This window comes from Streptomyces sp. NRRL S-340 (genome assembly GCF_000720185.1).
Lineage (GTDB): Bacteria > Actinomycetota > Actinomycetes > Streptomycetales > Streptomycetaceae > Streptomyces.
On record NZ_JOIY01000001.1, the window covers coordinates 97,377 to 120,588 of the forward strand.

Sequence of the window (23,212 nt, forward strand, 5' to 3'; positions counted from 1 at the left end):
TTCTCTCCGGTCGACGCTTGGTCTCGCTGTGTCTCGCTGGAACCCCCCGGATCTGTGGATTCCCGGGGCCGGGCAGTGCTGACGCTGCGGAGTGTGACGGTACATCCCGCCCCCGTGTCAAACGGGAAAAGCCCGCAACGGCCACTCGAACGGTAACCCGACTACCGCCCTTCCTGCCGCCCGGAGTGCCGACGGGCCGGTCCGGGCGGACGCGGAAAGTGATCCACCGGATACGCGGAGCCGGGCACCGCGGCGGTTCTCACACGCCCGTCAGGCACCACGCCCCGAGCGCGAGACAGCCCAGGGCGATCACGGTCGCGAGGGTCACCGACACGGCCTGCTGCACCCCGAGGGCCACCGGCTCCCGACGCCGCGCCCGGAGCACCGTCCACCCCAGCAGGACCGCCCCGAACAGGGCGAACACCGTCCCCGTGAAGATCGCCGGACCGCTTTCCACGTGCGTACCCTCCCGCCCCGGATGCCCCCGGTCGGGGAGGCTGGCACCCCTGGGCGACGGGCCGGCCAACCCCGCGTGAACGCCGGGCGGACCCGCGGACGCGCGGCTCGCGGACGACCACCCGCGAGCCGCCGGCGCTCGCCGGACGGATGACCGAAAAATGGTCGAAGGGACCGGCCGCGGGAGGGCGGCGGTTGCGTTCCGGGGCGGGCCGGTCACGCGGAGGGGCCGCCTGGGAGGCCCGGCCCTGACCTCGGCCGCCTCCGCCCGGAGGGCGCCGGGCGGGGGCCGGCCGTACCGAGCGGGTGGTCTCAGCCCGCCGGGTTCCAGTCCGCCGGCTCCAGGAAGCCCTGCTCCACCAGCAGCCGGATCTGCGCCGGGGTCCGGTCGCGCAGCAGGACCGGGTCCTCGCCGACCAGCTGGGCGATGGCGTCCAGGATGCGGCCGGCGCTCAGCGTGCCGTCGCACACGCCCGCGAAACCGGCACCGACCGTGTCCACCGTGGTGGCCCGGCGCATGCCGCGGTGCTGCCGCAGCACCACGTGCTCCGGGTCCTCGGCACCGGGCAGCCCGACCTGCTCCTGCACCACTTCCCGCACGAGCCGGAAGTGCGCGTCGAGCAGCGCCGCGTCATCGTGCTCCCGCAGGTAGTCGAGGCGGTCGAAGTGCGCGCGCACGGTGTCACCGAGCGGCTGTTCGACCGGGTGCGGCCATTCCTCGGCGGTGACCGAGGGAACGGCGGAGCCCGTCCTGCGCAGGGTGATCCAGCCGAACCCCACGGCCTTCACCTTGCGCGCCTCGAACTCCTCCAGCCAGGCGTCGTACCGTGCCTGGTACTCCGCCGGGTCGCCGCGGTGGTCACCGGCGTCCCTCAGCCACAGCTCGGCGTACTGCGTGACGTCCTGCACCTCGCGCTGCACGATCCACGCGTCGCAGCCACGGGGCACCCACGACCTGAGTCTGTCCTGCCAGTCCTCCCCCTCCACGTGCTGCCAGTTGGCGAGGAACTGGGCGAACCCGCCCTCGCTCAGCCGCTCCCCCGACTGCTGAACGAGCGTGCGGCACAGATCGTCCCCGCTCATCCCGCCGTCCCGGTAGGTGAGCCGGGCGCCCGGCGAGATGACGAAGGGCGGGTTGGACACGATCAGGTCGAACGTCTCGTCCTCGCGGACCGGTTCGAACAGGGAGCCCTGCCGCAGGTCGGCGGCCGGTGCCCCGGACAGGGCGAGGGTGAGGGCGGTGATGTGCAGCGCGCGCGGGTTGAGGTCGGTCGCGGTCACGCGCGTGGCGTGCCGGCTCGCGTGCAGCGCCTGGATCCCGGAACCGGTGCCGAGGTCGAGCGCGGAGCCGACGGGCGTACGGACCGTGAGGCCGGCCAGGGTCGTGGAGGCGCCGCCCACACCGAGGACGACACCCTCCTCACGGCTGCCGATGCCGCCCGCGCCGCCGACCGCGCACCCCAGGTCGGAGACGATGAACCAGTCCTCGCCGTCGAGTCCGCCGTACGGCCGTACGTCCACGGTCGCGGCCACCTCGTCGCCGCCGACCCGGGTCAGCCAGCCGGTCTCCAGGCAGGCCCCGACGGGCAGGACGTCCGCCACGCGCGCGTGCGGCACGGGCTGCTGCAGCAGGAAGAGCCGGACGAGCACTTCGATCGGCGTGTCCCCGCGCGTGGCCCGCAGCGCGGGCACGGTCTCGCTGCGGGCGAGCGCGGCGTAGGCGGGCGCACCGAGCAGTTCGAGCAGTCCGTCGGCGGTGAACGACGCGCCGAGCAGGGCGTCCCGGAGCCGGGCGGCGACCTCCGGACGGTCGGCGGCGGGAAGGGCGGTCGGGGCGGGCAGGCTGGAGTCACTCACGCACCCATTGTGTCGGCTCCCACCGACATCGCACACGCGCGCACGCCCCGGCTCCCGCACACGCGTACGTCCGGGCGTGCGCGAACGGCCGGCACGCGCGCGCGTGCCGGCCGTGTCTCGTCAGGTGCGCCGACGACCCGCCCGGGTCAGCCGGGACCCGCCTCAGAGGCGGCGCATCAGCCGTTCGCCGGTGACGCGGTCGCGGAGGAGGCGCCGGTCGGGGCGGACTTGCAGCTCGGCTGGGTGGCCATCGCCTTGCCGACGTCGCCCTCCTCGAGGTTCTTGAGCGCGTCGTTCCCGGTCCTGCTCAGCTTGTCCAGCTGGGTGGCGATGTCCTTGAGCCCGTCCGCGAACTTGGCCTGGTCCTTGGTGTCGAGCTTGTCCACCTGCTCCTTGAGCGAGGCGTACGAGGCACCGAGGTCGTTCAGTTCCTTGACCGCGTCCTGCTGCTTCTTCCGGCCGCCGTCGACCTCGGGCGCGCCGGCCTTGTTCACGGCGGCGCCGATCGCCTTGTAGGCGTCGGACATGTCCTGGAAGGCCTGCGCGTCGGTCTCCTGGACCGTCTTCGTCGGGGTGTTGTCCGAGGTCTGCTTCTGGATCGCGGCGCTGGCGGCCTGGATCTTCTTCGCCTGCGGCTGGACACCGTCGCACACCTGCTTGGCCCAGGTGTTCAGGGCGTCGTTCTTGCCGTCGTCGCTGCTGCCGGAGCATCCCGTCAGTGCCAGTGCCAGTACCGCACCGCCGGACAGTGCGGCCGCGAGCTTCTTGTTCACCGGATCGGTCCCTTCCATGGCTCTCGGCCCCGGAACATACACGCCGTGGGAACGCGGCCAGGGTCCGATCACCCCTTACATGCCGTCTTGCAGCCATTTGCACCAAGCGAGAGAAGGCTCACGACGCACTGGCCGCAGCGCACGGACACGACTCATGGTCACGACTCGGGGTTCGGGGCGCGCCGGGTGCACGCTCACGGGGACATGGGAGATGGGACACGGAAGACCGCCCACCGGACACGCCACGGGCGGGCGGCGCGTCGCACGCGCCGCCCGCCCGCTCCCGAGCCCGGCCTGCCGTACAGCCCCTACGAGACCACCGCGGGGTCGGCCGGCTTGGACACCCGTTCGGCACTCTCCTCGTCGTCCCCGACGGCGATCCCGCGCCGCTTGGAGACGTAGACCGAGCCGACGATCACGAGCAGCGCCAGGATCGCGATCAGGACCCGTACGCCGATGCTCTTGTCGTGCCCGTAGGAGAACTTGATGACCGCGGGCGCGATGAGCAGCGACACGAGGTTCATCACCTTCAGCAGCGGGTTGATCGCCGGTCCCGCGGTGTCCTTGAACGGGTCGCCGACCGTGTCGCCGATCACCGTGGCGGCGTGGGCCTCGCTGCCCTTGCCGCCGTGGTGGCCGTCCTCGACCAGCTTCTTGGCGTTGTCCCAGGCACCGCCGGAGTTGGCGAGGAACACCGCCATGAGGGTGCCCGCGCCGATGGCGCCCGCCAGGTACGCGCCGAGCGCGCCGACCCCGAGCGTGAACCCGATGAAGATGGGCGCCATCACGGCGAGCAGTCCGGGTGTGGCGAGTTCGCGCAGGGCGTCCTTGGTGCAGATGTCGACGACCTTGCCGTACTCCGGCTTCTCGCTGAAGTCCATGATCCCGGGCTTCTCGCGGAACTGCCGCCGCACCTCGAAGACCACCGAACCCGCCGACCGCGACACCGCGTTGATCGCCAGCCCCGAGAACAGGAAGACGACCGCGGCACCGGCGATGAGCCCGACCAGGTTGTTGGGCTGTGAGATGTCCATGATCAAGGTCATCGGCGTACCGGCACCCGAGAGCTTCGCCCCGACGTCCTGCGCGCCGGTGGTGATGGCGTCCCGGTAGGACCCGAAGAGCGCCGACGCCGCCAGGACCGCGGTGGCGATGGCGATGCCCTTGGTGATCGCCTTGGTGGTGTTGCCGACCGCGTCCAGGTTGGTGAGCACCTGGGCGCCCGCCCCCTCGACGTCCCCGGACATCTCGGCGATGCCCTGGGCGTTGTCGGAGACCGGACCGAAGGTGTCCATGGCGACGATCACGCCGACCGTGGTGAGCAGACCGGTGCCGGCCAGCGCCACCGCGAAGAGCGCCAGCATGATCGACGTGCCGCCGAGCAGGAACGCCCCGTACACGCCGAGCCCGATCAGCAGCGCCGTGTAGACGGCCGACTCCAGGCCGACGGAGATGCCGGCGAGGACGACGGTGGCCGGACCGGTCAGCGACGTCTTGCCGATGTCGCGGACCGGCCGCCTGGTGGTCTCGGTGAAGTAGCCGGTCAGCTGCTGGATCACGGCGGCCAGCAGGATGCCGATGGCCACCGCGACCAGGGCGAGGATCCGCGGATCGCCGTCCTTGCCGCGGATCGCCGCGTCGGTGACGCCGGTCAGGCCGGCGTAGGACGACGGCAGATAGGTGTAGACGGCCGCCGCGACCAGGGCGAGCGAGATCACCGCGGAGATGAAGAAGCCGCGGTTGATCGCGCTCATGCCGCTGCGGTCGGTGCGGCGGGGCGCCACCGCGAAGATGCCGATCATGGCGGTGATCACGCCGATCGCGGGCACCAGCAGGGGGAAGGCGAGTCCGTCGTTGCCGAAGGCCGCCTTGCCCAGGATGAGCGCGGCGACCAGCGTGACGGCGTACGACTCGAAGAGGTCGGCCGCCATGCCCGCGCAGTCGCCGACGTTGTCGCCCACGTTGTCGGCGATGGTCGCGGCATTGCGCGGATCGTCCTCCGGAATGCCCTGCTCGACCTTGCCGACCAGGTCGGCGCCGACGTCGGCGGCCTTGGTGAAGATGCCGCCACCGACACGCATGAACATGGCGATCAGCGCGGCGCCGAGGCCGAAGCCCTCCAGCACCTTCGGCGCGTCCGCCGCGTAGACCAGCACCACGCAGGAGGCGCCCAGCAGGCCGAGCCCCACCGTGAACATGCCGACGACGCCGCCCGTACGGAAAGCGATCTTCATCGCTTTGTGCGAGACGGTGGTGAGATCCTTTTCCGGTTCGCCCTGCGCGGGAGTCGCTTCCCGGGCCGCGGCGGCGACGCGCACATTGCTGCGCACGGCAAGCCACATGCCGATATAACCCGTGGCGGCCGAGAAACCGGCGCCGATCAGGAAGAACACCGACCGGCCGGCCCGCTGATTCCAGTCGTCGGCGGGCAGCAGCAGGAGCAGGAAGAACACCACGACGGCGAATACGCCGAGGGTGCGCAACTGGCGGCCGAGATAGGCCTTGGCGCCTTCCTGGACCGCTTCCGCGATCTTCTTCATGCTGTCGGTGCCCTCGCCCGCGGCGAGTACCTGGCGCACCAGGATGCCCGCGACCACGAGCGCGGCCAGCGCGACGGCGGCGATCACCGCCACGATGATCCGATTGTCGTTGGTCAGCACCGCGGCTGCGAAAGTCGTGGGTTGACCCAACTGATGAGGGGTAGAAAGCCCCGCCATTCGTCCTCCTTGACGCTTGGGCTGAGCTCAAGATGTGGACGGATTGTAGGTAGCCGGACCTGATCTAAACAGTGTGCGGTAAATGGAATCAGCCTGCACAGGCTCCTCAGCAAATGATCGCGTGCCCGCCAGGGGCCCGAAAGCGGTAACGCCTCAAAAGCATTGACCCTTGATCCATTATCCGGCTATCGATCGTGAATGAATTCACGAAATCATGCCGGGTCTGCGGCCCCGGCGGCCCCGGCGGGCCTGTCCGGCCCATCCCTGGACACACCGAAGGGCCCCGCGGATGCGGGGCCCTTCGGCCGGTACTCACCGGACGCGCGGCGAGGGATACGCCGCTCACGGCCGCGCACGGCACACGGGAGCGCGCACGGCCTCAAGGACGCGCGCGCCTCACGAACCGGCATGACTCAGGGAAGCGGCCCGTCGAACCGGCATGACGCACAGAAGGGCGCGACCCACGGAGGGGCGCGCGGTACAACCGCACCCGGCGGACAGACGGGCGAGCCTCACAGAGGCGCGGCTCCCAGACGTGCACGCACGCTTCACCGCCGCGCGGCTCGCGAGGGGATCCCTCACACAGGTGTGCAGCTCACGGGCAGGCACGTACGGACCGGCGTAAGGGGCGCGCGGGATGCCCGCGCGGCCTCGCATCGGATCGAACCGCCTCGGATCCGATCGGATCGGGTCGGATCCGATCGGGTCGAGGCGGGCCGTCGACTCGGCGGGGCTCAGGAAAGAACGACGTTCGGCGGCGCGGTCGGCCAGGTCATCTTGATCTGACCGCCGTCCTCCCCGGTCGAGACCTCCACGTCGTCGACGAGGCCGCTGATGACCGCGAGACCCATCTCGTCCTCCTCGGCCTCGGCGTCGTCCCCCGGGGCGTCCCCGGGGTGGCGCGGAGCGTGCCGCGCCTCGTCGCCGACCTCGATGGAGAACTGTTTCTCCTCCTCGGTCAGCACGACCGTCACCGGCGCGGCGATCCCACCGCTCTGGTGCAGCCCGACGGCACGGGAGCAGGCCTCGCCCACGGCGAGCCGGACCTCGTCGAGGACGGCCTCGTCGACCCCGGCCCTGCGCGCCACCGCTGCCGCCACCAGACGGGCGGTCCTGACGTGCTCGGGCAGCGCGCTGAAGCGGAGTTCGACGGTGGCCATGCGTCCCCCTAGGAGCTACGGGCGTGCTGTCAGGGGGCCGGGCCGCCGAGAGCCGGGCCCCCCGCATGAACTTCTTCCGCCCCGGACACCGGCCCGGGGCCGGCGGTCAGTCGGTGGCCGCCACCGCTTCGTCGACCGAGGTGTGGATGGGGAACACCTTGGTCAGACCGGTGATGCGGAAGATCTTGAGAATGCGCTCCTGGTTGCAGACCAGGCGCAGCGAGCCCTCATGGGCACGCACACGCTTCAGGCCGCCCACCAGCACGCCGAGACCGGTGGAGTCGAGGAAGTCCACGCCCTCCATGTCGACGACGAGGTGGAAATTCCCGTCGTTCACCAGCTCGACCAGCTGCTCGCGCAGCTTGGGCGCGGTATATACGTCGATTTCGCCACCGACCTCGACGACCGTACGATCGCCGACGGTACGGGTCGACAGGGACAGGTCCACGGATCCTCCAGCACCTTGCTATCGAGCGGTCGCCCCTCGGGCACCTCGGCTTGAAGCCCCCCGGGACGGTTCGCCAGCCGCGATGGCATTCAATCACTTACCGGCAGGCGTGCACGACGCCTTGGCTCCATTGTCCGTCACGCCGGTGACACACTCGGTGCCAATGGCCAAGAATCACCGATCCGATCGGACCCCGACGGACCACACAACCCGCCTGTCGCCGGGCGCGGTTCTGGACCGGCTCGCCTCCGGGCCGAGCCGGGCTGCGCGCATCACTCATACGGAGCACTTGCCCCCGCGGGCGGGTCGCCATGCCGTCTGGCCCGACCGGATTCGGCCGGAGATCATCGCGGCCGTCCAGGCGTGCGGCATCGAGCACCCCTGGGCCCACCAGGCGCGCGCCGCCGAGCACGCCCTGGACGGCGAGTCCGTGGTGGTCGCCACGGGCACGGCGTCCGGCAAGTCGCTCGCGTATCTGGTCCCGGTGCTGTCGGCGCTGCTGGAGGGGTCGCAGGCTCCCAACGGCCGGGGTGCCACCGCCCTCTACCTCGCTCCCACCAAGGCCCTGGCCGCCGACCAGTGCCGCGCGGTGCGGGAACTTGCCCGGCCGCTCGGCACCGGGGTGCGCCCCGCCGTGTACGACGGCGACACGCCGGTGGAGGAACGCGAGTGGATCCGCCAGTACGGCAACTACGTCCTGACCAACCCGGACATGCTGCACCGCGGGATCCTGCCCTCCCACCCGCGCTGGTCCTCCTTCCTGCGCGCCCTGAAGTACGTCGTCATCGACGAGTGCCACACCTACCGCGGCGTCTTCGGCTCCCACGTCGCCCAGGTCCTGCGCCGCCTGCGCCGGCTGTGCGCGCGCTACGGCGCCTCGCCCGTCTTCCTGCTGGCCTCGGCGACCGCGGCCGAGCCCTCGGTGGCCGCCCGCCGCCTCACCGGCCTGCCCGTGGTCGAGGTGGCCGACGACGCCTCCCCCCGAGGTGAACTGGTGTTCGCTCTCTGGGAGCCGCCGCTCACCGAACTGCACGGCGAGAAGGGCGCCCCGGTCCGCCGCACCGCCACCGCCGAGACCGCCGACCTGCTGACCGACCTGACCCTCCAGGGTGTGCGCTCGGTCGCCTTCGTACGCTCCCGGCGTGGCGCCGAGCTGATCTCGGTGATCGCCCAGGAACGGCTCGCGGAGATCGACCGGCCGCTGGCCCGGCGTGTCGCGGCCTACCGGGGCGGCTACCTCCCCGAGGAACGCCGCGCTCTGGAACAGGCCCTGCACTCGGGCGACCTGCTGGGGCTGGCCGCCACCACCGCCCTGGAACTCGGCGTGGACGTGTCCGGCCTGGACGCCGTGGTGATCGCCGGTTACCCGGGCACCCGTGCGTCCCTGTGGCAGCAGGCGGGCCGCGCGGGCCGCGCCGGGCAGGGCGCCCTCGCCGTGCTGGTCGCCCGCGACGACCCGCTGGACACCTTCCTCGTCCACCATCCGGAGGCGCTGTTCGACCAGCCGGTGGAATCCACCGTCCTCGATCCGGACAACCCGTACGTCCTGGCACCGCACCTGTGCGCCGCCGCGGCCGAGCTTCCGCTCACGGAGGAGGACGTCGAACTGTTCGGCCCGTCGTGTCCGGAGCTGCTGCCGCAACTGGAGGCCGCGAAGCTGCTGCGCCGGCGGGCCACGGCCTGGCACTGGACGCGTCGGGAGCGTGCCGCGGACCTGACCGACATCCGCGGTGAGGGCGGAAGGCCGGTGCAGATCGTCGAGGCCGGCACCGGACGGCTGCTCGGCACGGTCGACGAGGCCGCCGCGCACACGAGCGTGCACGAGGGCGCGGTCCACCTGCACCAGGGCCGTACGTATCTGGTGCGCTCGCTCGACCTGGACGACTCGGTCGCCCTGGTCGAGGAGGCGAACCCGCCGTACACCACGGTCGCCCGCGACACGACGGCGATCTCCGTCCTGGAGACGGACGTCGAGGTGCCCTGGGGCAGCGGCCGGCTCTGCTACGGCTCCGTCGAGGTCACCAACCAGGTGGTGTCCTTCCTGCGTCGCCGGGTCATCACGGGGGAAGTGCTCGGTGAGACGAAGCTCGACCTCCCTCCTCGTACGCTGCGCACCCGCGCGGTGTGGTGGACGGTCACCGAGGACCAGCTCGACGAGGCCCGGATCAACCCGGAGATCCTCGGCGGCGCCCTGCACGCGGCCGAGCACGCGTCGATCGGCATGCTGCCGCTCTTCGCCACCTGCGACCGCTGGGACATCGGGGGTGTCTCCATCCCGCTGCACCCCGACACCCTCCTGCCGACCGTCTTCGTCTACGACGGCCACCCCGGCGGCGCGGGCTTCGCCGAACGTGCCTTCCACACCGCCCGTGACTGGCTCACCGCCACCCGCGAGGCCATCGCCTCCTGCGAGTGCGACGCCGGGTGCCCGTCCTGCATCCAGTCCCCCAAGTGCGGCAACGGCAACGACCCGCTCCACAAGAGAGGCGCCGTACGGCTGCTGACCGTGCTGCTGAAGGGCGCGCCCGGCAGGCCCGCCGAGCGGGAAGAGGCCGGCCCGCACCGGTGAGCGGCCGCCGGAGCCGGTGTCCACGGGCCCCGGTGGACCCGCCCTGGCCCGGGCCCGGGCCGCGAACGGCCCGCCTCCCGCGGCGGCCGTGACGTCCGAGACGGCACCGGTGACGACGCACCGCACGAGACGGGCGTGCTGGGCCCGGGCCACCCGGTCCGCGCGGGCGCAGGCCGCGGCACCGCCCTGTGCCCAGTGGCCCGCGGCGGCCAGCGCCGCGAGGTCGGCCGCCCCGGCCGCACGGTGCCGGACGACCACGGCCTGCCCCAGCGCGAGTCCGACCCCGAACACCACACACAGCAGGGCGACGGCCCCGACGCTCCAGACGGTGGCGGAACCGCGGTCGCACCCGGAGAAGCGGCGCTTCACTGCACCACCTCCTCCCTCGGCGCCGTCCCCGGCCCCGCCGCCGCAAGCCCGGGTTCGGGCCCAGGCCCCGGCCCCGCCGTCTCCTCCGCCTCGGCCACGGCCTCCTCGCGCAGGGTGAAGGGCAGCAGGCCCAGCCCCGGTGGCGCGGCGGTGACGACCACATGGACCCGTTCCCCTTGCCGGGACACGGTGACCTCCGCTCCGTGCGGTGCCGTCTCACGCACCGCCCGGACGACCGCGCCCTCCGGGTCCTGACGGGCGGCCGCCCGGGCACCCGCCCGGGCGGCGTCCACGCACTGGATCTGGGCGACCATGACGAGCAGCCCCCACACCAGCGCGGTCACCACCAGCACCAGCACGGGCAGGACCATGGCGGCCTCCGCCGTCACGAACCCCTGGTCGCCGCCGCGTCCGGCGCGCCGCTCACATCCGCGCACTGAGGGCTCGTTTCACGATGTTCTGCAGTTCCGTCTTGACCTGCCCGCTCGTCACCACCTCGTAGAGCAGCACGGCGAACGCCACCGCCGCGATGATGCCCATGGCGTACTCGGAAGTGACCATTCCGGCGTCCTTGCGCATGCGGTCCGCCAGGGCACGCAGCCGTGCCCGCACCTTCGTGTTCATCTCAACCCCCGTGAGGTCTCGTTCCGTTGTCAGTCGTCGTCCGATGTCGTCGCGCCGGCCGCCCGAGGTCGTGCCGTCGGTCGGCCGAAGCCCGTCTCGCTGGTCGACCGGTGACGTTCCGTCGGTCGGCCAGTCGCTCGTCGCCCGTCCGTGACGCGCGCGCTCCACGTGCCGTCAGCCACCACCGCCTCTCCACACCCCGCCCGCCAGACCGATCACCACGGGCAGCACCCCGACCGCGACGAAGGCGGGCAGGAAGCACAGCCCCACCGGTGCGGTGACGAGCACCGCAGCCCGTCGCGCCCGTGCGGTGGCCGCGCGCCCGCGGTCGGCGCGGACGTCGGCGGCCAGCCGGGCGGCCGGCCCGGCGGCGGGAAGCCCGGTCTCACCCGCCCGCTCCAGCAACCGAGCCAGGGCCTGAGCGCCCGGGGCCGAGGCCAGACCGCGCCAGGCGTCGGCAGGCGCGCCGCCCAGCCGTACCTCCGCCGCTCCCCGGGCCAGCACTTCCCCGACCGGCCCGCCCAGGGCCTCCCCCACCGCCTGGGCCGCGATCACCGGGTCCGCGCCGGCCGCCAGGCAGGCGGCCAGCAGATCGGCGGCGAGCGGCAGTTGCCGGGCGGCTTCGACCGCGTCACGCTCGGTCCCGGACCGCTTCACCGCCCGCTCCCGCCACCGCGACAGCCCGGCCGCGCAGACCAGTCCGGCCGCGGCGCCCGCGAACCCGCCGAGCAGCACCCACCCGGCGCCCGCGATCCCCACCGCGGGAAGCCAACGCCGTACGGCATCCGGAACCGGCACCCGTGCCCGCTCCCGCGACCGCGCCGACGCCCGGCCCGGCGCCCGCATGTGCCCTTGCCCCTGTGCCTGCGGCCGGGCCTGCATCCGCGCCCGCGAGGGGAGATGCCGGACACCGGCGGTCTCCGCGCCGGGCACGGCCTCCCTCGCCAGCAGGGCGGCCGTACGCCGCCGTAGACGCCGCTCCCTGCGCACCGCCCGCAGCCTCCGCGCCGCCAGCGCGAGGAGTACGGTCACTGCCAGGAGCATCCCCAGCCTGTGGACGACGTCCGCGCTCATGCCGCCTCCGCCCGTCGCACGATCCCCAGGGCCCACCACAGCCCCACGCCTTCCAGCGCACCGCCCACGGCCAGGCAGCCCAGGCCCGCTCCGGTGTGCAGCAGCACGTGCAGCGGGTCGGCGCCCATGGCCGTGCCGAGCAGGAGTCCGAGGGCGGGCAGCGCGGCGAGCATCAACGCCGTGGCCCGCGCGCCCGCCAACTGGGCCCGCAGGTCGGCGCGCTGGTCCCGGTCCGCGCGCAGTGCTCCTTCCAGCCGGTCGAGCCCGGCAGCGAGGCCCGCGCCCTGGTCCACCGCCACCCGCCAGCAGGCGGCGAGCCCCCGCAGGCCCTCGGCTCCCGGTTCCCGGGCCGCGGCGGCGAGCGCGCCCGGAACGTCCCCGCCGAACCGCGCCGCCGCCAGCACGGCCGCCTGGGCGTCCCCGAAGCCACCCGAGTCACGCGCGGCACACAGCAGCGCCTGGCCCGGCTGCCGCCCGGCGCGCACCTCACCGGCGAGCGCACCGCACAGGGCGATCACCGCGTCCACCCGCCCCTCCCGGGCCCGGCGCGCGGCCCGGGCCAGCCTGGTCCGGCGCAGGACCGGCACCCCGGCCGCCCCCGCGACGACCGGCAGCACCGAAGTGCCCAGCACCGCCAGCAGCAGCCCGGCGGCCAGCGCCCACCACTCGACCGGCACCCGCGCGCGCAACCGGGCCAGTTCACCGAGGACCCGCGCCCCCGTCGGAGGGCCGGTGTCCACCGCGCCGCCGCCCGCGAGGAGCAGGCGTGCCCGGCGCGCGCCGGAGTGCCACCCGCCCCGCAGCCGGGCGGCAGCGAGTGCGCACGCCAGGGTCGCCGCGGCGGCCACCGGCCGGGTGAACGCCGCCGGCCCGAGAGCCCATTCGTCCATCCCGTTCACCGCGTCCTCGCCCCGCTTTCCGTGTCCGCCGGGCGAAGCAGCTCCCGCAGCCGCTCCCACCCCCGTTCCTCCACGAACGCCTGCGCACCCCAGCGCAGCGCCGGGACCGTGCGCACCCACCCGCTCGCGTCCCGCTCCAGCACCCGCACCTCGGCGATGCGCCGCCGCCCCGCGCGGTCGCGGACCAGGTGCACCACCACCGACAGCGCGGCGGCCAACTGGCTGTGCAGCGCCGCCCGGTCCAGTCCCGCGGTGGTGCCCAGGGCCTCCAGCCGGGCGGGCACGTCCGCCGCCGCGTTGGCGTGCACCGTGCCGCACCCGCCTTCGTGACCCGTGTTCAGCGCGGCGAGCAGGTGGACCACCTCGGCGCCGCGGACCTCGCCCACCACCAGCCGGTCCGGCCGCATCCGCAGCGCCTGCCGTACCAGGTCCTCGAGGGTGACCAGGCCCGCTCCCTCCTGGTTGGCGGGCCGGGTCTCCAGACGGACGACATGCGGATGGTCGGGGCGCAGCTCCGCCGAGTCCTCGGCGAGCACGATGCGCTCGCCCGGTCCGACGAGCCCCAGCAGAGCACTGAGCAGCGTGGTCTTCCCGCTGCCGGTGCCGCCGCTGACGAGGAAGGACAGCCGCGCCTGGACGAGCGCCCGCAGCACATGCTCTCCACCCGGCGGAACCGTGCCCGCGGCGACGAGTTCGCCGAGTGTGAACGCGCGCGGCCGTACGACGCGCAGGGACAGGCACGTACAGCCGACGGCGACCGGTGGCAGTACCGCGTGCAGCCGGGTGCCGTCGGGCAGGCGGGCGTCGGCCCAGGGCCGGGCGTCGTCCAGGCGCCGTCCGGCCACCGCGGCCAGACGCTGCGCGAGACGCCGCACGGCCGCCGCGTCGGCGAAGGTGACAGCGGCCCGCTCCAGTCCGCCTCCGCGGTCGACCCAGACCTGGTCGGGGGCCGACACGAGGACGTCGGTCACCGAGGGGTCGGAGAGCAGCGGCTCCAGCGGACCGCTGCCGATCAGCTCGGAGCGCAGCCGCTCGGCCGCTCCGAGCACCTCCGCGTCACCGAGCACCCGGCCCTGCTCCCGCAGCGCCTGCGCCACGCGCGCGGGTGTCGGCTCGGCGCCGCTCTCCGCCAGCCACTGGCGGACGCCGTCGAGCAGCTGCGCCGGCACGACCGGCCGGCCGGGGGCGCCCTGCACGCGCGGTCCGCCCGCCGTGGTCGCCCGCTCGGCCGCCGGCCACCGCTGGTCGGTCCGCGTCCTCATGCGGCACCCGCCTCGATCAGCGCCCGCTCCCAGAAGGCCGTGCAGAAACGGGCCAGGGGCCCGCGGGCCGCGGCGCCGGGCGGTGTCCTGCCCTCGCCGGGGCGCCGCAGCGCGGACTCCACGGGCACCTCTCCCACCAGCGGCAGTCCGAGCAGCCGGGCCACCTCGCGGTCGTCGAGGCCGGGCGCGTACGGTCCGCGTACCGCCACCCGCAGGTCGCGCAGGACCATGCCGGCCGCGGAGGCGACCCGTGCCGCGGCTGCCACGGCGCGCAGTTCGGCGGGGACCACGAGCAGCCCGATGTCGATCTGCGCCAGCGCCTCGGCCGCTCCTTCGTCGACCCGGCGGGGCAGGTCGACCACCACGGCCCCGCCACCGCGCCGGGCGGCGGCGAGCACCGCGCGGACGGCCTGCGGCGGGACGGCGACGCAGTCGCCGCGGTCCCAGCTGAGCACGCGCAGCGCGTGCAGTTCGGGCAGTGACTCCTCCAGCGCGCCGCCGCCCACCCTCCCGCGCGAGGTGGCGAAGGCCGGCCAGCGCAGTCCCTCGGCCGCCTCCCCTCCGAGCAGCACGTCGAGTCCGCCGCCCAGCGGGTCGGCGTCCACGAGCAGGGTGCGCAGGCCCTCCCGAGCGGAGGTCACGGCGAGCGCGCAGGCCAGCGTGGACGCTCCCGCGCCGCCGCGGCCGCCGATGACGCCCACGGTGAGCGCGGGCCGCCCGACGCCTTCGGCGACATCGGCGATCCGGTCGACCAGCCACTGCTCCCCGTCGGGCAGCACGAGCACGTGGTCGGCGCCGATCTCGACGGCGCGCCGCCAGACCCCGGAGTCGTCCTGGTCGCGGCCGACGAGGACGACGCCCCGTCGGCGCAGTGCTCCGCGCACCCGCTGCGCGGCGTCGTCGCCGACCAGCACCAGCGGTGCCGCCTCCCAGCTGCCCCGCCGCTCGGGCACGCCGTGGTGCACCTCCGGTGTGGCGCCCGCCGCCGCGCACAGCCGCAGCAGGTCGTCCAGGAGATCGACGTCCTCGGTGACGATCAGTGGCCCGCCCTGCCGTCCCGCGGTGCCGGACGGCGGATCATGGGTGACAGTTCCGGCCATGGGCCGTTCCCCCTTCGCTGCATCTTCCGCGCGGCCCCCGCGGGCCCGCGAATCCCGTACATGTGGAGAACCGACGAGCGGCCCCATATGGGCGGCCGATAGGAACCGGCCATACGCGCCCGACAAACGGAACCGGCCATGAACTCCGCCGCCAGCGGTGCGCGCAGGAATCACGGTGCAGCGAACCGGAAAATGATGTGGATCTTGGTCGAAATCTGTGGACAACTCGGCCGTTGTGAAAATGGCCGTCACCCAAACCGGTGACCCCTGTACTGGATCCCGTGCGACTTCCGCAGCGCAGCGCTACAACTACACACAGTCACGAATCGAGGGGCGCGTCGGACCGCCGGGAGGAGCCGGTGTCCTGGGCGCGGCAGCCGCCACAAGGGGCGCAGAGGGAGGGAAAACCCATCCGGACATGCGACGACCCCCGCCGGGGGGGAGAGCGGGGGTCGTCTCCACGGCCGACTCGGGGGGGGAGGAGTCGGGCCGGGTTAGCACGGTCGCGAACGATCCGTGACTTCCATGGTGTACCCGAGAGCCCTCTCAGGCAAACCCACGCGCCGAGCTTACGCCGAATGGGCTGCCCCTATGCTCGACGTCGTGGAAAACCACTCCTTGCCCCGCACAGCTGCCTTCTTTGATCTGGACAAGACGGTCATTGCGAAGTCGAGCACGCTCACCTTCAGCAAGTCCTTCTACCAAGGCGGGCTGATCAACCGCAGGGCGGTGTTGCGGACCGCCTACGCGCAGTTCGTCTTCCTCGCCGGCGGCGCCGACCACGACCAGATGGAGCGCATGCGCGAGTACCTGTCCGCGCTGTGCCGCGGCTGGAACGTGCGACAGGTCAAGGAGATCGTCGCGGAGACGCTGCACGACCTGATCGACCCGATCATCTACGACGAGGCCGCGTCCCTGATCGAGGAGCACCACCGGGCCGGACGCGACGTCGTCATCGTCTCCACGTCGGGCGCCGAGGTGGTCGAGCCGATCGGCGAACTGCTGGGTGCGGACCGGGTCGTGGCCACCCGGATGGTGGTGGGCGAGGACGGCTGCTTCACCGGCGAGGTGGAGTACTACGCCTACGGACCGACGAAGGCGGAGGCGGTCCGCGAACTGGCCCGGTCCGAGGGGTACGACCTCGCGCGGTGCTACGCGTACAGCGACTCGGCCACCGATGTGCCGATGCTGGAGTCGGTCGGCAATCCGCACGCCGTCAACCCCGACCGGGCGCTGCGCCGTGAGGCACTCGCGCGCGGGTGGCCCGTTCTGGACTTCCACCGGCCGGTGCGGCTCAAGCAGCGGCTGCCCGCGTTCTCCGTGCCGCCGCGCCCGGCCCTGGTCGCGGCGGCGGCCGTGGGAGCGGCGGCGGCCACCGCGGGGCTCGTCTGGTACGCGAGCAGGAGGCGGGGGACGCTCTCCTGAGCCCTCGGGCCGGCCGGGAGTGCCTTCCGGGCGTCGCCGCCGTCCGGTTGAGTCCTGTTTGAACCTAAAAGTAAAGAAGTGCGGGCGGGGGTTCCACTTGTCACCCCTGTGCAGTACAAAGGACTCAACGGCCCGCGAGACCAGAGGACATCCGCAAGGATCACCTTTACAACGCATTCGGCCCCACGGACCGAGCATGAACACCGGGCACCCACGCGACGTCGACCCGTCGATTACGGGCCAGCCGCACCAGGTGACGGGCAAAGACCCCGACCTGATGGGCGACATATCGAGGACGCCTGGTAACTCGGTGCTCATGCCAGCGGCGGTACGAGAACTCGTACCGCCGCATTCCTGTGACCGGCCGGCACCGGACCGGACCGCCGCACCCCTCTCCGGCCGCCCTCCGAGGACTCCCTTCCCAGGCGCCGTCCTTCTCGGGCCGCCCTCCCGGGCCGTCCTTCCCGGACCCGTCCTTCTCAGGCCGCCCCGCGCTGCAGCGCCTCGCACACCGCCGTGGACTCCCGCGCCCCCAGCCCGACCGCCTCGGCGCAGTGGCGGATCCAGGCCGCCATGCCTTCAGGGGTGCCGGAGACGTACCCGTCGAGGGCCGCCAGGTAGGCCGCTCTGCCCAGTTCGGCGTGCCCCACCTCCGCGGGGCAGACCGACTTGGGGTCCAGACCGCTGCCCACCAGGACGATGCGTTCGGCGGTCCGCGCGATCAGACCGTTGTGCGAGACGAAGGGGCGCAGGGCGAGGAGTTCGCCGTGCACCACGGCCGCCGTCACCAGGGCGGGCGCGGTACCGCCGGCGATGATCAGCTCCGACAGCCCCTCCAGGCGCCCGGACACCTCGGCCGCGCCCGGCAGCGGCAGCTCGACGAGCGGCTCGTCGACCCGCTCCCCCTCCTGGCGCGGTCTGCCGACGGTGTCCTCCTGGCCGGCCGCGGCCACCAGGTGCAGCCTGGCCAGTACCCGCAGCGGGGACTGCCGCCAGATGGAGAGCAACTGGCCGGCCTCGGCCGACAGCCGCAGTGCCGCGCCGAGCACGCGCGCCTCGTCGTCACCGCTGAAGTCGGTCCGCCGGCGCACCTCCTCCAGGGCCCAGTCGGCCCCGGACAGCGCCGCGGAGCCGCGCGCGCCTCGCAGCGCCGCCTCGGCAGTGATCGCATTGCTGCGCCGCCGCATGATCCGGTGCCCGTAGACCCGGTCCACGGCCTTGCGCACGGACTCCACGGACTCGGCCACACCGGGCAGCACCGCGAGGGCGGCGAGGGGGTCCTCCCGCCTCGAGCCCGCCCGGGCACCCGGGGAAGGATCGGCTGTCGCGCCTGACGTACTCATGAGTACGACCCTACGCACCCCGGCGGCCACTTCCCCGAAGGAGTGGTCTTCTTCACGGAGGCTGCCACGTACAGCTATCGCCGCACTACGCTTCGTGAACATGAAAATTGCTTTCGTCGGGAAGGGCGGCAGCGGCAAGACCACGCTGTCGTCCCTCTTCATCCGCCATCTCGCGGCGACCGGGGCGCCCGTCGTCGCGGTCGACGCCGATATCAACCAGCACCTGGGGGCCGCCCTCGGCATGGAGGAGGCCCGCGCGGCAGAGCTGCCGGCGATGGGCGACCGGCTGCCCCTGATCAAGGACTACCTGCGCGGCAGCAACCCCCGCATCGCCTCCGCCGAGACGATGATCAAGACGACACCGCCGGGCGAGGGGTCGCGGCTGCTGCGCGTGGCCGAGAACAACCCGGTCTACGACGCCTGTGCGCGTCCGGTGGATCTCGACGGCGGCAGCGTCCGCCTGATGGTCACCGGCCCCTTCACGGACGCCGACCTGGGGGTGGCCTGCTACCACTCCAAGACGGGCGCGGTGGAGCTGTACCTGAACCACCTGGTGGACGGCCGCGACGAGTACGTGGTGGTGGACATGACGGCGGGTTCGGACTCCTTCGCCTCCGGCATGTTCACCCGCTTCGACATCACGTTCCTCGTCGCCGAACCGACCCGCAAGGGGGTCTCCGTCTACCGCCAGTACAAGGAGTACGCCCGCGACTACGGCGTCGTCCTGCGGGTCGTCGGCAACAAGGTGCAGGGACCGGACGACCTCGACTTCCTGCGCGCCGAGGTCGGGGACGACCTGATCGTGACGGTCGGGCACTCCGACTGGGTGCGCGCCATGGAGAAGGGCCGGCCGCCCCGGTTCGGCCTCCTGGAGGACGCCAACCGCCGCGCCCTGCGCACCCTCCAGGTGGCCGCCGACGCCACGTACGAACTGCGCGACTGGGAGCGCTACACCCAGCAGATGGCGCACTTCCACCTGAAGAACGCCGCCTCCTGGGGCAACGAGCGCACCGGGGCCGACCTGGCGGCGCAGGTCGACCCCGGCTTCGTGCTGGGCGAGGGCGTCACGGCCTCCGCCTGACGACCGCTACGGCTTGGGCGCCCCGGGCACTCCCTTGGGCGCCGGGGCCGGGCGGCCGGACAGGAAGGACGCCCAGCCCTGCTTGGGGGCTTCGCCGACCTCCAGTCCTCGGAGCTTGGCGAGGGTCTGCGGGTCCTGGGCGTCCAGCCAGTCGGCCAGCTCGTGGAAGGAGACGCAGCGCACCTCCGGCTTGTTGCACACCTCCTTCACGACCTCCTCGACGGCACGCATGTACGTGCCGCCGTTCCACGACTCGAAGTGGTTGCCGATGACCAGCGGCGCGCGGTTGCCGTCGTAGGCCCGGTAGAAGCCCTTGAGCAGGCCGTCGCGCATCTGGTCGCCCCAGTAGCCGAACTTGTCGGGGTCGCCCTGGGTCTGGGTGCCCGACTGGTTGACCATGAAGTTGTAGTCCATGGTCAGCTGCTCGAAGGTGTGTCCGGGGAAGGGCACCAGCTGCATCGACAGGTCCCACAGACCGCTGCGCTTCTTCGGCCACACCTGGTTGTTGACGCCGCTGCTGTCGTAGCGGAAGCCCATCTGGCTCGCCGCCTTCATGAAGTTCTTCTGGCCCTCCAGACACGGCGTGCGGGCGCCGATCAGCTCCTTGTCGTAGTCGAAGGGCAGGGCGGCGGAGTTCTTCAGGCCGCTGGTGGTCTTCCAGGTCTTCACGAACTGCTTGGCCTGGTCGATCTCGCTCTTCCACTCGTCGACCGACCACTGGCCGACCCCGCCGTCGGGGCCGCAGAAGTGGCCGTTGAAGTGGGTGCCGATCTCGTTGCCCTCCAGCCACGCCAGGCGTACCTGCTGCGCGGTGTCGGCGATGCCCTGCTCGTCGTTGAAGCCGATGTCCGAACTGCCCTGTGCGTGCTGCGGCGGCCGGTACAGGTCCCGCTTCTCCTTCGGCAGCATGTACACACCGCTGAGGAAGAACGTCATGTGCGCGTTGTTCTCCTTGGCCACCTCGCGGAAGTGCGAGAACAGCTTCTGGCTGTCCTCGCCCGCGCCGTCCCAGGAGAACACGACGAACTGCGGGGGCTTCTCACCCGCCTTCAGCCTCTGGGGCCTGGGCAGGCGGGGCTGGGCTCCGGTGTACGAGGTCGACCCGTCGCCGATCAGACGGACGACGCTGCCGGGCGCCTGCGCGGCCTTCGGCGCACCGGGTGCGCCGTGCGCGCCGTGCGCGCCGTGCTCGGGCGCGTCGGTGCCGCTCGCACAACCGGCGAGCGACGAGGCACAGGCCACGGCGGCGACGACGCTCGCGGCGATCCTCTGGTTGGCGGCCATGTTCCGCCCACCTTCTTCCTTCTCTCGTCCAACGCCGAGACGGCGTGTGCTGGTGCTGTGCCGGCCGTGCCGACAGCGCCGTCAAGGTCGCACGAAAGCGAGAAGGAATTAGTACGACAAGCCGATGAAAAGACCACTTCACCCTTCAAGGTGATTCAATGGCCCATTTGCGCAGAATATCCATGCTTGAACTTTACGTTGCATTACCTTTGCTTTACTCAGCGTTGTATTTCGCGCCTCCCGTCACAAGGAGCAGAGACATGTCAGCCTGCGTGCCCACCCACCCCGACTCCGCGCGCACCGAGCGCTCCCATCCACCCCACAGTCCGCCGCCGCCCAGGCGCCGCCTCCACATCGCGGGTGCCGATCTCTCCGCCGCCGTCGCGGTCTTCCTGATCGCGCTGCCGCTCTCCCTCGGGATCGCCCTCGCCACCGGCGCCCCGCTCCAGGCGGGGCTCGTGGCCGCGGCCGTGGGCGGGCTGGTCGCCGGACGCCTGGGCGGCTCCCCGCTGCAGGTCAGCGGGCCCGCCGCCGGGCTCACCGTCGTCACCGCCGACCTCATCCACCGCTACGGCTGGCGGACGACGTGCGCCATCACCGTCCTCGCCGGGCTCGCCCAACTCGCCCTCGGCTGCCTGCGGGTGGCCCGCGGCGCCCTCGCCGTCAGCCCCGCCGTCGTGCACGGCATGCTCGCCGGCATCGGCATCACCATCGCCGTGGCCCAGCTGCACATCGTCCTGGGCGGCAGCCCCCAGAGTTCCGTGCTCGCGAACCTGCTCGCGCTGCCCTCCCAGCTGGCCGCACCGGATCCCGCCGCGCTCGCCGCGGGCGCGCTGACCCTCGCCCTGCTGCTGTCCTGGCCCCGGCTCCCCGGCCGGGCGGGCCGCCTGCTGCGCACGGTGCCCGCCGCGCTCGTGGCCGTCGCCGGGGCCACCGCGACCGTGTGCCTCACCGGCCTGGCCCTGCCCCGGGTCGACCTGCCGTCCTGGCGCAGCCACGCCCTGGCCGGGCTGCCCGAGGGCCCGGCCCTCGGCCTCGCCGCCGCGGTCCTCAGCACGACGCTGGTGTGCAGCGTTCAGTCGCTGCTCGGCGCCGTCGCCGTGGACAAGCTGGTGGCCGGCCGCCCGGGTCCGGCCGGCCGCCCCGCCCGCTGCGACCTCGACCGGGAACTGCTGGGCCAGGGCGCCGCCAACGTCGTCTCCGGGGCGCTCGGCGGCCTTCCGGTGGCGGGGGTGGCCGTGCGGAGTTCGGCGAATGTCCGCGCGGGCGCCGTGAGCCGGAACTCCACGATGCTGCACGGCGTTCTCGTAGTGATCGCCGCGCTCTGGATGGTCCCGGTCCTGGAGTTCATCCCGCTCGCCTCACTCGCCGCCCTGGTGATGGCCGTCGGCATCCAGATGGTCTCCGTGCACCACATCCGTACGGTGACGCGCCACCGGGAGGTGCCGGTGTACGCCGTCACCACCCTCGGCGTGGTGACTCTCGGCGTCCTGCAGGGGGTGGCGCTCGGAGTCGCCGTGGCCGTCGCCCTCGCCCTGCACCGCCTCACCCGCACCCGTATCACCCACGCCGAGCAGAAGGGAGTCCATCACGTCCGCGTGCGAGGGCAGTTGACGTTCCTCGCGGTGCCCCGGCTCAGCCGGACCCTGCATCTGGTCCCCCACGGAGCGGACGTCACCGTCGAGTGGGACGGCTCCTTCATGGACCACGCGGCCTACGAGTCGCTGCGGGACTGGCAGCGCACGCACACCGCGCAGGGCGGCTCCGTCCGGCTCACCGGCCGCCGCAGCGCGGTCCGCGGCGCCGGGCCGGCCGGTGCGGCACCTCCGCCCGGCCCGAGCGGGGAGCAGGCCGCCCGGCTCCTGATCACCTGCGCCGACTCCCGCCCCTCCCCGGCCGTGCTGACCGCGGGCGGCCCCGGTGACCTCTTCGTCGTGCGGAACGTGGGCAACCTCGTCCCGCTTCCCGGGCAGGAGCGCGGGGACGATTCGGTGGCCGCCGGGATCGAGTACGCGGTGGACGTGCTCGGGGTCCGCTCCATCACGGTGTGCGGCCACTCGGGATGCGGCGCCATGCAGGCCCTCCTCGACTCCGGCGCGGGGCCCCGATCCGGCCCGGACGCCACATCCAGCCCCGGCTCGGTCCACCGGTCCGCCCCGGACGCCGGCCCCGGCTCGGGCCCCGGCCCCGGCCCTCGCCCCGGCTTCGGGGACGGCAGCACGCCCCTTGGACGGTGGCTGCGGCACGGGGCCCCCAGCCTGGAGCGGATGGCCGGCGAGGGCGGCACCGGTGGCGGCCCTTCGCTGGACGGCCGGAGACCTGCGGACCCGGTCGAACTGCTGTGCCTCACCAACATCGTCCAGCAACTGGAGCACCTGCGCGCCCACGACGCGGTGGCCCGGGCCCTGCGCGACGGCACGCTGGAGCTGCACGGCCTGTACGTCCACGCGGCCGAGGCGCAGACGTACCTGCTCACCGTCACCGCCGGGGACGGGACCGGCGGCGAGGTGTTCCTCCCCGCGGGGACAGCGACACCGCGGCCGGCCACAGCGGCGGAAGAGATTTCCGAGGCAGAACAGACAGAAGACACAAGAGGGGCAGAAGGGGCGGCACCGGCGAAGGGCCTGTCCAGCGGGGGGTGACCGAGCGGCCGGCGACACGCATGCCCCCCGGCATGGCCCCCTCCGCTTCCGGGGGCCATGCTGAACACGGACGGCAACCCGCCGTCCGGGCGCCGGAGCTGCGCAAGCACTCCGCAACAGGTCTAAACC

18 protein-coding genes and 1 pseudogene are annotated in these 23,212 nt (G+C 73.0%); 4 read left to right on the top strand and 15 right to left on the bottom strand.

Going from position 1 to position 23,212, the window contains the following annotated elements; translation table 11 throughout:
* Positions 1 to 259: 259 nt before the first annotated feature.
* The 6 genes from IG64_RS00410 to bldG form a co-directional block, all read right to left on the bottom strand.
* On the bottom strand, positions 260 to 457 hold the full coding sequence (locus IG64_RS00410) for a hypothetical protein (RefSeq protein WP_037850555.1): 198 nt from the start codon (positions 455 to 457) through the stop codon (positions 260 to 262).
* Between the two features lie 311 nt (positions 458 to 768).
* The gene (locus IG64_RS00415) at positions 769 to 2,313 is read right to left on the bottom strand and encodes a DUF7059 domain-containing protein (protein ID WP_037850559.1); all 1,545 of its coding nucleotides are present in this window, start codon (positions 2,311 to 2,313) and stop codon (positions 769 to 771) included.
* 176 nt (positions 2,314 to 2,489) lie between these two features.
* Complete coding sequence (locus IG64_RS00420; RefSeq protein ID WP_037850562.1) at positions 2,490 to 3,104, bottom strand: small secreted protein; 615 nt, start codon at positions 3,102 to 3,104, stop codon at positions 2,490 to 2,492.
* 290 nt (positions 3,105 to 3,394) lie between these two features.
* A complete protein-coding gene (locus IG64_RS00425) occupies positions 3,395 to 5,803 on the bottom strand; it encodes a sodium-translocating pyrophosphatase (RefSeq protein ID WP_037850564.1) in 2,409 nt (802 codons plus the stop codon).
* Positions 5,804 to 6,537: 734 nt separating this feature from the next.
* Positions 6,538 to 6,963, bottom strand: coding sequence for an ATP-binding protein (locus IG64_RS00430; protein WP_037850567.1), 426 nt, complete (start codon positions 6,961 to 6,963; stop codon positions 6,538 to 6,540).
* Between the two features lie 106 nt (positions 6,964 to 7,069).
* Positions 7,070 to 7,411, bottom strand: a complete 342-nt coding sequence (gene bldG, locus IG64_RS00435) for an anti-sigma factor antagonist BldG (protein WP_009189842.1) — start codon at positions 7,409 to 7,411, stop codon at positions 7,070 to 7,072.
* Between the two features lie 82 nt (positions 7,412 to 7,493).
* On the opposite strand from bldG, the gene IG64_RS00440 reads away from it, so the two are divergent.
* Positions 7,494 to 9,980 carry a DEAD/DEAH box helicase gene (locus tag IG64_RS00440; protein WP_037850568.1) on the top strand — a complete coding sequence of 829 codons (2,487 nt, stop codon included), beginning with the start codon at positions 7,494 to 7,496 and terminating at the stop codon, positions 9,978 to 9,980.
* Positions 9,981 to 9,986: 6 nt separating this feature from the next.
* Here IG64_RS00440 and IG64_RS38060 read toward each other — a convergent pair.
* The 7 genes and pseudogenes from IG64_RS38060 to ssd form a co-directional block, all read right to left on the bottom strand.
* Positions 9,987 to 10,349: pseudogene (locus tag IG64_RS38060) on the bottom strand (Rv3654c family TadE-like protein); the annotation flags it as partial.
* Positions 10,346 to 10,786, bottom strand: coding sequence for a TadE family type IV pilus minor pilin (locus IG64_RS00445; protein WP_078883682.1), 441 nt, complete (start codon positions 10,784 to 10,786; stop codon positions 10,346 to 10,348). The pseudogene IG64_RS38060 and the gene IG64_RS00445, both read right to left, overlap by 4 nt.
* Entirely contained in the window at positions 10,773 to 10,973 is a 201-nt protein-coding gene (locus tag IG64_RS00450) for a DUF4244 domain-containing protein (RefSeq protein ID WP_037850569.1), read from the bottom strand. Before IG64_RS00450 ends, IG64_RS00445 begins: the two co-directional genes overlap by 14 nt.
* A 174-nt stretch (positions 10,974 to 11,147) precedes the next feature.
* On the bottom strand, positions 11,148 to 12,047 hold the full coding sequence (locus IG64_RS00455; RefSeq protein ID WP_037850571.1) for a type II secretion system F family protein: 900 nt from the start codon (positions 12,045 to 12,047) through the stop codon (positions 11,148 to 11,150).
* Positions 12,044 to 12,937 carry a type II secretion system F family protein gene (locus IG64_RS00460; RefSeq protein WP_051812185.1) on the bottom strand — a complete coding sequence of 298 codons (894 nt, stop codon included), beginning with the start codon at positions 12,935 to 12,937 and terminating at the stop codon, positions 12,044 to 12,046. Before IG64_RS00460 ends, IG64_RS00455 begins: the two co-directional genes overlap by 4 nt.
* A gap of 5 nt (positions 12,938 to 12,942) precedes the next feature.
* Positions 12,943 to 14,208 carry a TadA family conjugal transfer-associated ATPase gene (locus IG64_RS00465; protein WP_234438332.1) on the bottom strand — a complete coding sequence of 422 codons (1,266 nt, stop codon included), beginning with the start codon at positions 14,206 to 14,208 and terminating at the stop codon, positions 12,943 to 12,945.
* On the bottom strand, positions 14,205 to 15,308 hold the full coding sequence (ssd, locus tag IG64_RS00470; RefSeq protein WP_037850573.1) for a septum site-determining protein Ssd: 1,104 nt from the start codon (positions 15,306 to 15,308) through the stop codon (positions 14,205 to 14,207). Before ssd ends, IG64_RS00465 begins: the two co-directional genes overlap by 4 nt.
* A 591-nt stretch (positions 15,309 to 15,899) precedes the next feature.
* On the opposite strand from ssd, the gene IG64_RS00475 reads away from it, so the two are divergent.
* Positions 15,900 to 16,733, top strand: coding sequence for an HAD family hydrolase (locus IG64_RS00475; protein WP_037850574.1), 834 nt, complete (start codon positions 15,900 to 15,902; stop codon positions 16,731 to 16,733).
* 479 nt (positions 16,734 to 17,212) lie between these two features.
* On the opposite strand, the gene IG64_RS00480 is transcribed toward IG64_RS00475, so the two are convergent.
* Entirely contained in the window at positions 17,213 to 18,076 is an 864-nt protein-coding gene (locus IG64_RS00480) for an oxidoreductase (protein ID WP_037850576.1), read from the bottom strand.
* A 100-nt stretch (positions 18,077 to 18,176) separates the two neighbouring features.
* On the opposite strand from IG64_RS00480, the gene IG64_RS00485 reads away from it, so the two are divergent.
* The gene (locus IG64_RS00485) at positions 18,177 to 19,157 is read left to right on the top strand and encodes an ATP-binding protein (protein WP_037850936.1); all 981 of its coding nucleotides are present in this window, start codon (positions 18,177 to 18,179) and stop codon (positions 19,155 to 19,157) included.
* A 6-nt stretch (positions 19,158 to 19,163) separates the two neighbouring features.
* Here IG64_RS00485 and IG64_RS00490 read toward each other — a convergent pair whose 3' ends face one another.
* A complete protein-coding gene (locus IG64_RS00490) occupies positions 19,164 to 20,441 on the bottom strand; it encodes a lipoprotein (protein ID WP_037850577.1) in 1,278 nt (425 codons plus the stop codon).
* A gap of 260 nt (positions 20,442 to 20,701) precedes the next feature.
* Between IG64_RS00490 and IG64_RS00495 the strand changes: the two genes are divergently transcribed.
* Positions 20,702 to 23,083: a bifunctional SulP family inorganic anion transporter/carbonic anhydrase gene (locus IG64_RS00495; protein WP_078883683.1), complete on the top strand. Its 2,382-nt coding sequence runs from the start codon at positions 20,702 to 20,704 to the stop codon at positions 23,081 to 23,083.
* Positions 23,084 to 23,212 lie beyond the last annotated feature (129 nt).

Bases quoted from the DNA above. Each gene is read 5' to 3' on its own strand.
- IG64_RS00420 (WP_037850562.1), bottom strand. From the start codon at position 3,104: ATGGAAGGGACCGATCCGGTGAACAAGAAGCTCGCGGCCGCACTGTCC.
- IG64_RS00425 (WP_037850564.1), bottom strand. From the start codon at position 5,803: ATGGCGGGGCTTTCTACCCCTCATCAGTTGGGTCAACCCACGACTTTC.
- IG64_RS00430 (WP_037850567.1), bottom strand. From the start codon at position 6,963: ATGGCCACCGTCGAACTCCGCTTCAGCGCGCTGCCCGAGCACGTCAGG.
- IG64_RS00440 (WP_037850568.1), top strand. From the start codon at position 7,494: ATGGCATTCAATCACTTACCGGCAGGCGTGCACGACGCCTTGGCTCCA.
- IG64_RS00450 (WP_037850569.1), bottom strand. From the start codon at position 10,973: ATGAACACGAAGGTGCGGGCACGGCTGCGTGCCCTGGCGGACCGCATG.
- IG64_RS00455 (WP_037850571.1), bottom strand. From the start codon at position 12,047: ATGAGCGCGGACGTCGTCCACAGGCTGGGGATGCTCCTGGCAGTGACC.
- IG64_RS00460 (WP_051812185.1), bottom strand. From the start codon at position 12,937: ATGGACGAATGGGCTCTCGGGCCGGCGGCGTTCACCCGGCCGGTGGCC.
- IG64_RS00465 (WP_234438332.1), bottom strand. From the start codon at position 14,208: ATGAGGACGCGGACCGACCAGCGGTGGCCGGCGGCCGAGCGGGCGACC.
- ssd (WP_037850573.1), bottom strand. From the start codon at position 15,308: ATGGCCGGAACTGTCACCCATGATCCGCCGTCCGGCACCGCGGGACGG.
- IG64_RS00475 (WP_037850574.1), top strand. From the start codon at position 15,900: ATGCTCGACGTCGTGGAAAACCACTCCTTGCCCCGCACAGCTGCCTTC.
- IG64_RS00480 (WP_037850576.1), bottom strand. From the start codon at position 18,076: ATGAGTACGTCAGGCGCGACAGCCGATCCTTCCCCGGGTGCCCGGGCG.
- IG64_RS00485 (WP_037850936.1), top strand. From the start codon at position 18,177: ATGAAAATTGCTTTCGTCGGGAAGGGCGGCAGCGGCAAGACCACGCTG.
- IG64_RS00490 (WP_037850577.1), bottom strand. From the start codon at position 20,441: ATGGCCGCCAACCAGAGGATCGCCGCGAGCGTCGTCGCCGCCGTGGCC.
- IG64_RS00495 (WP_078883683.1), top strand. From the start codon at position 20,702: ATGTCAGCCTGCGTGCCCACCCACCCCGACTCCGCGCGCACCGAGCGC.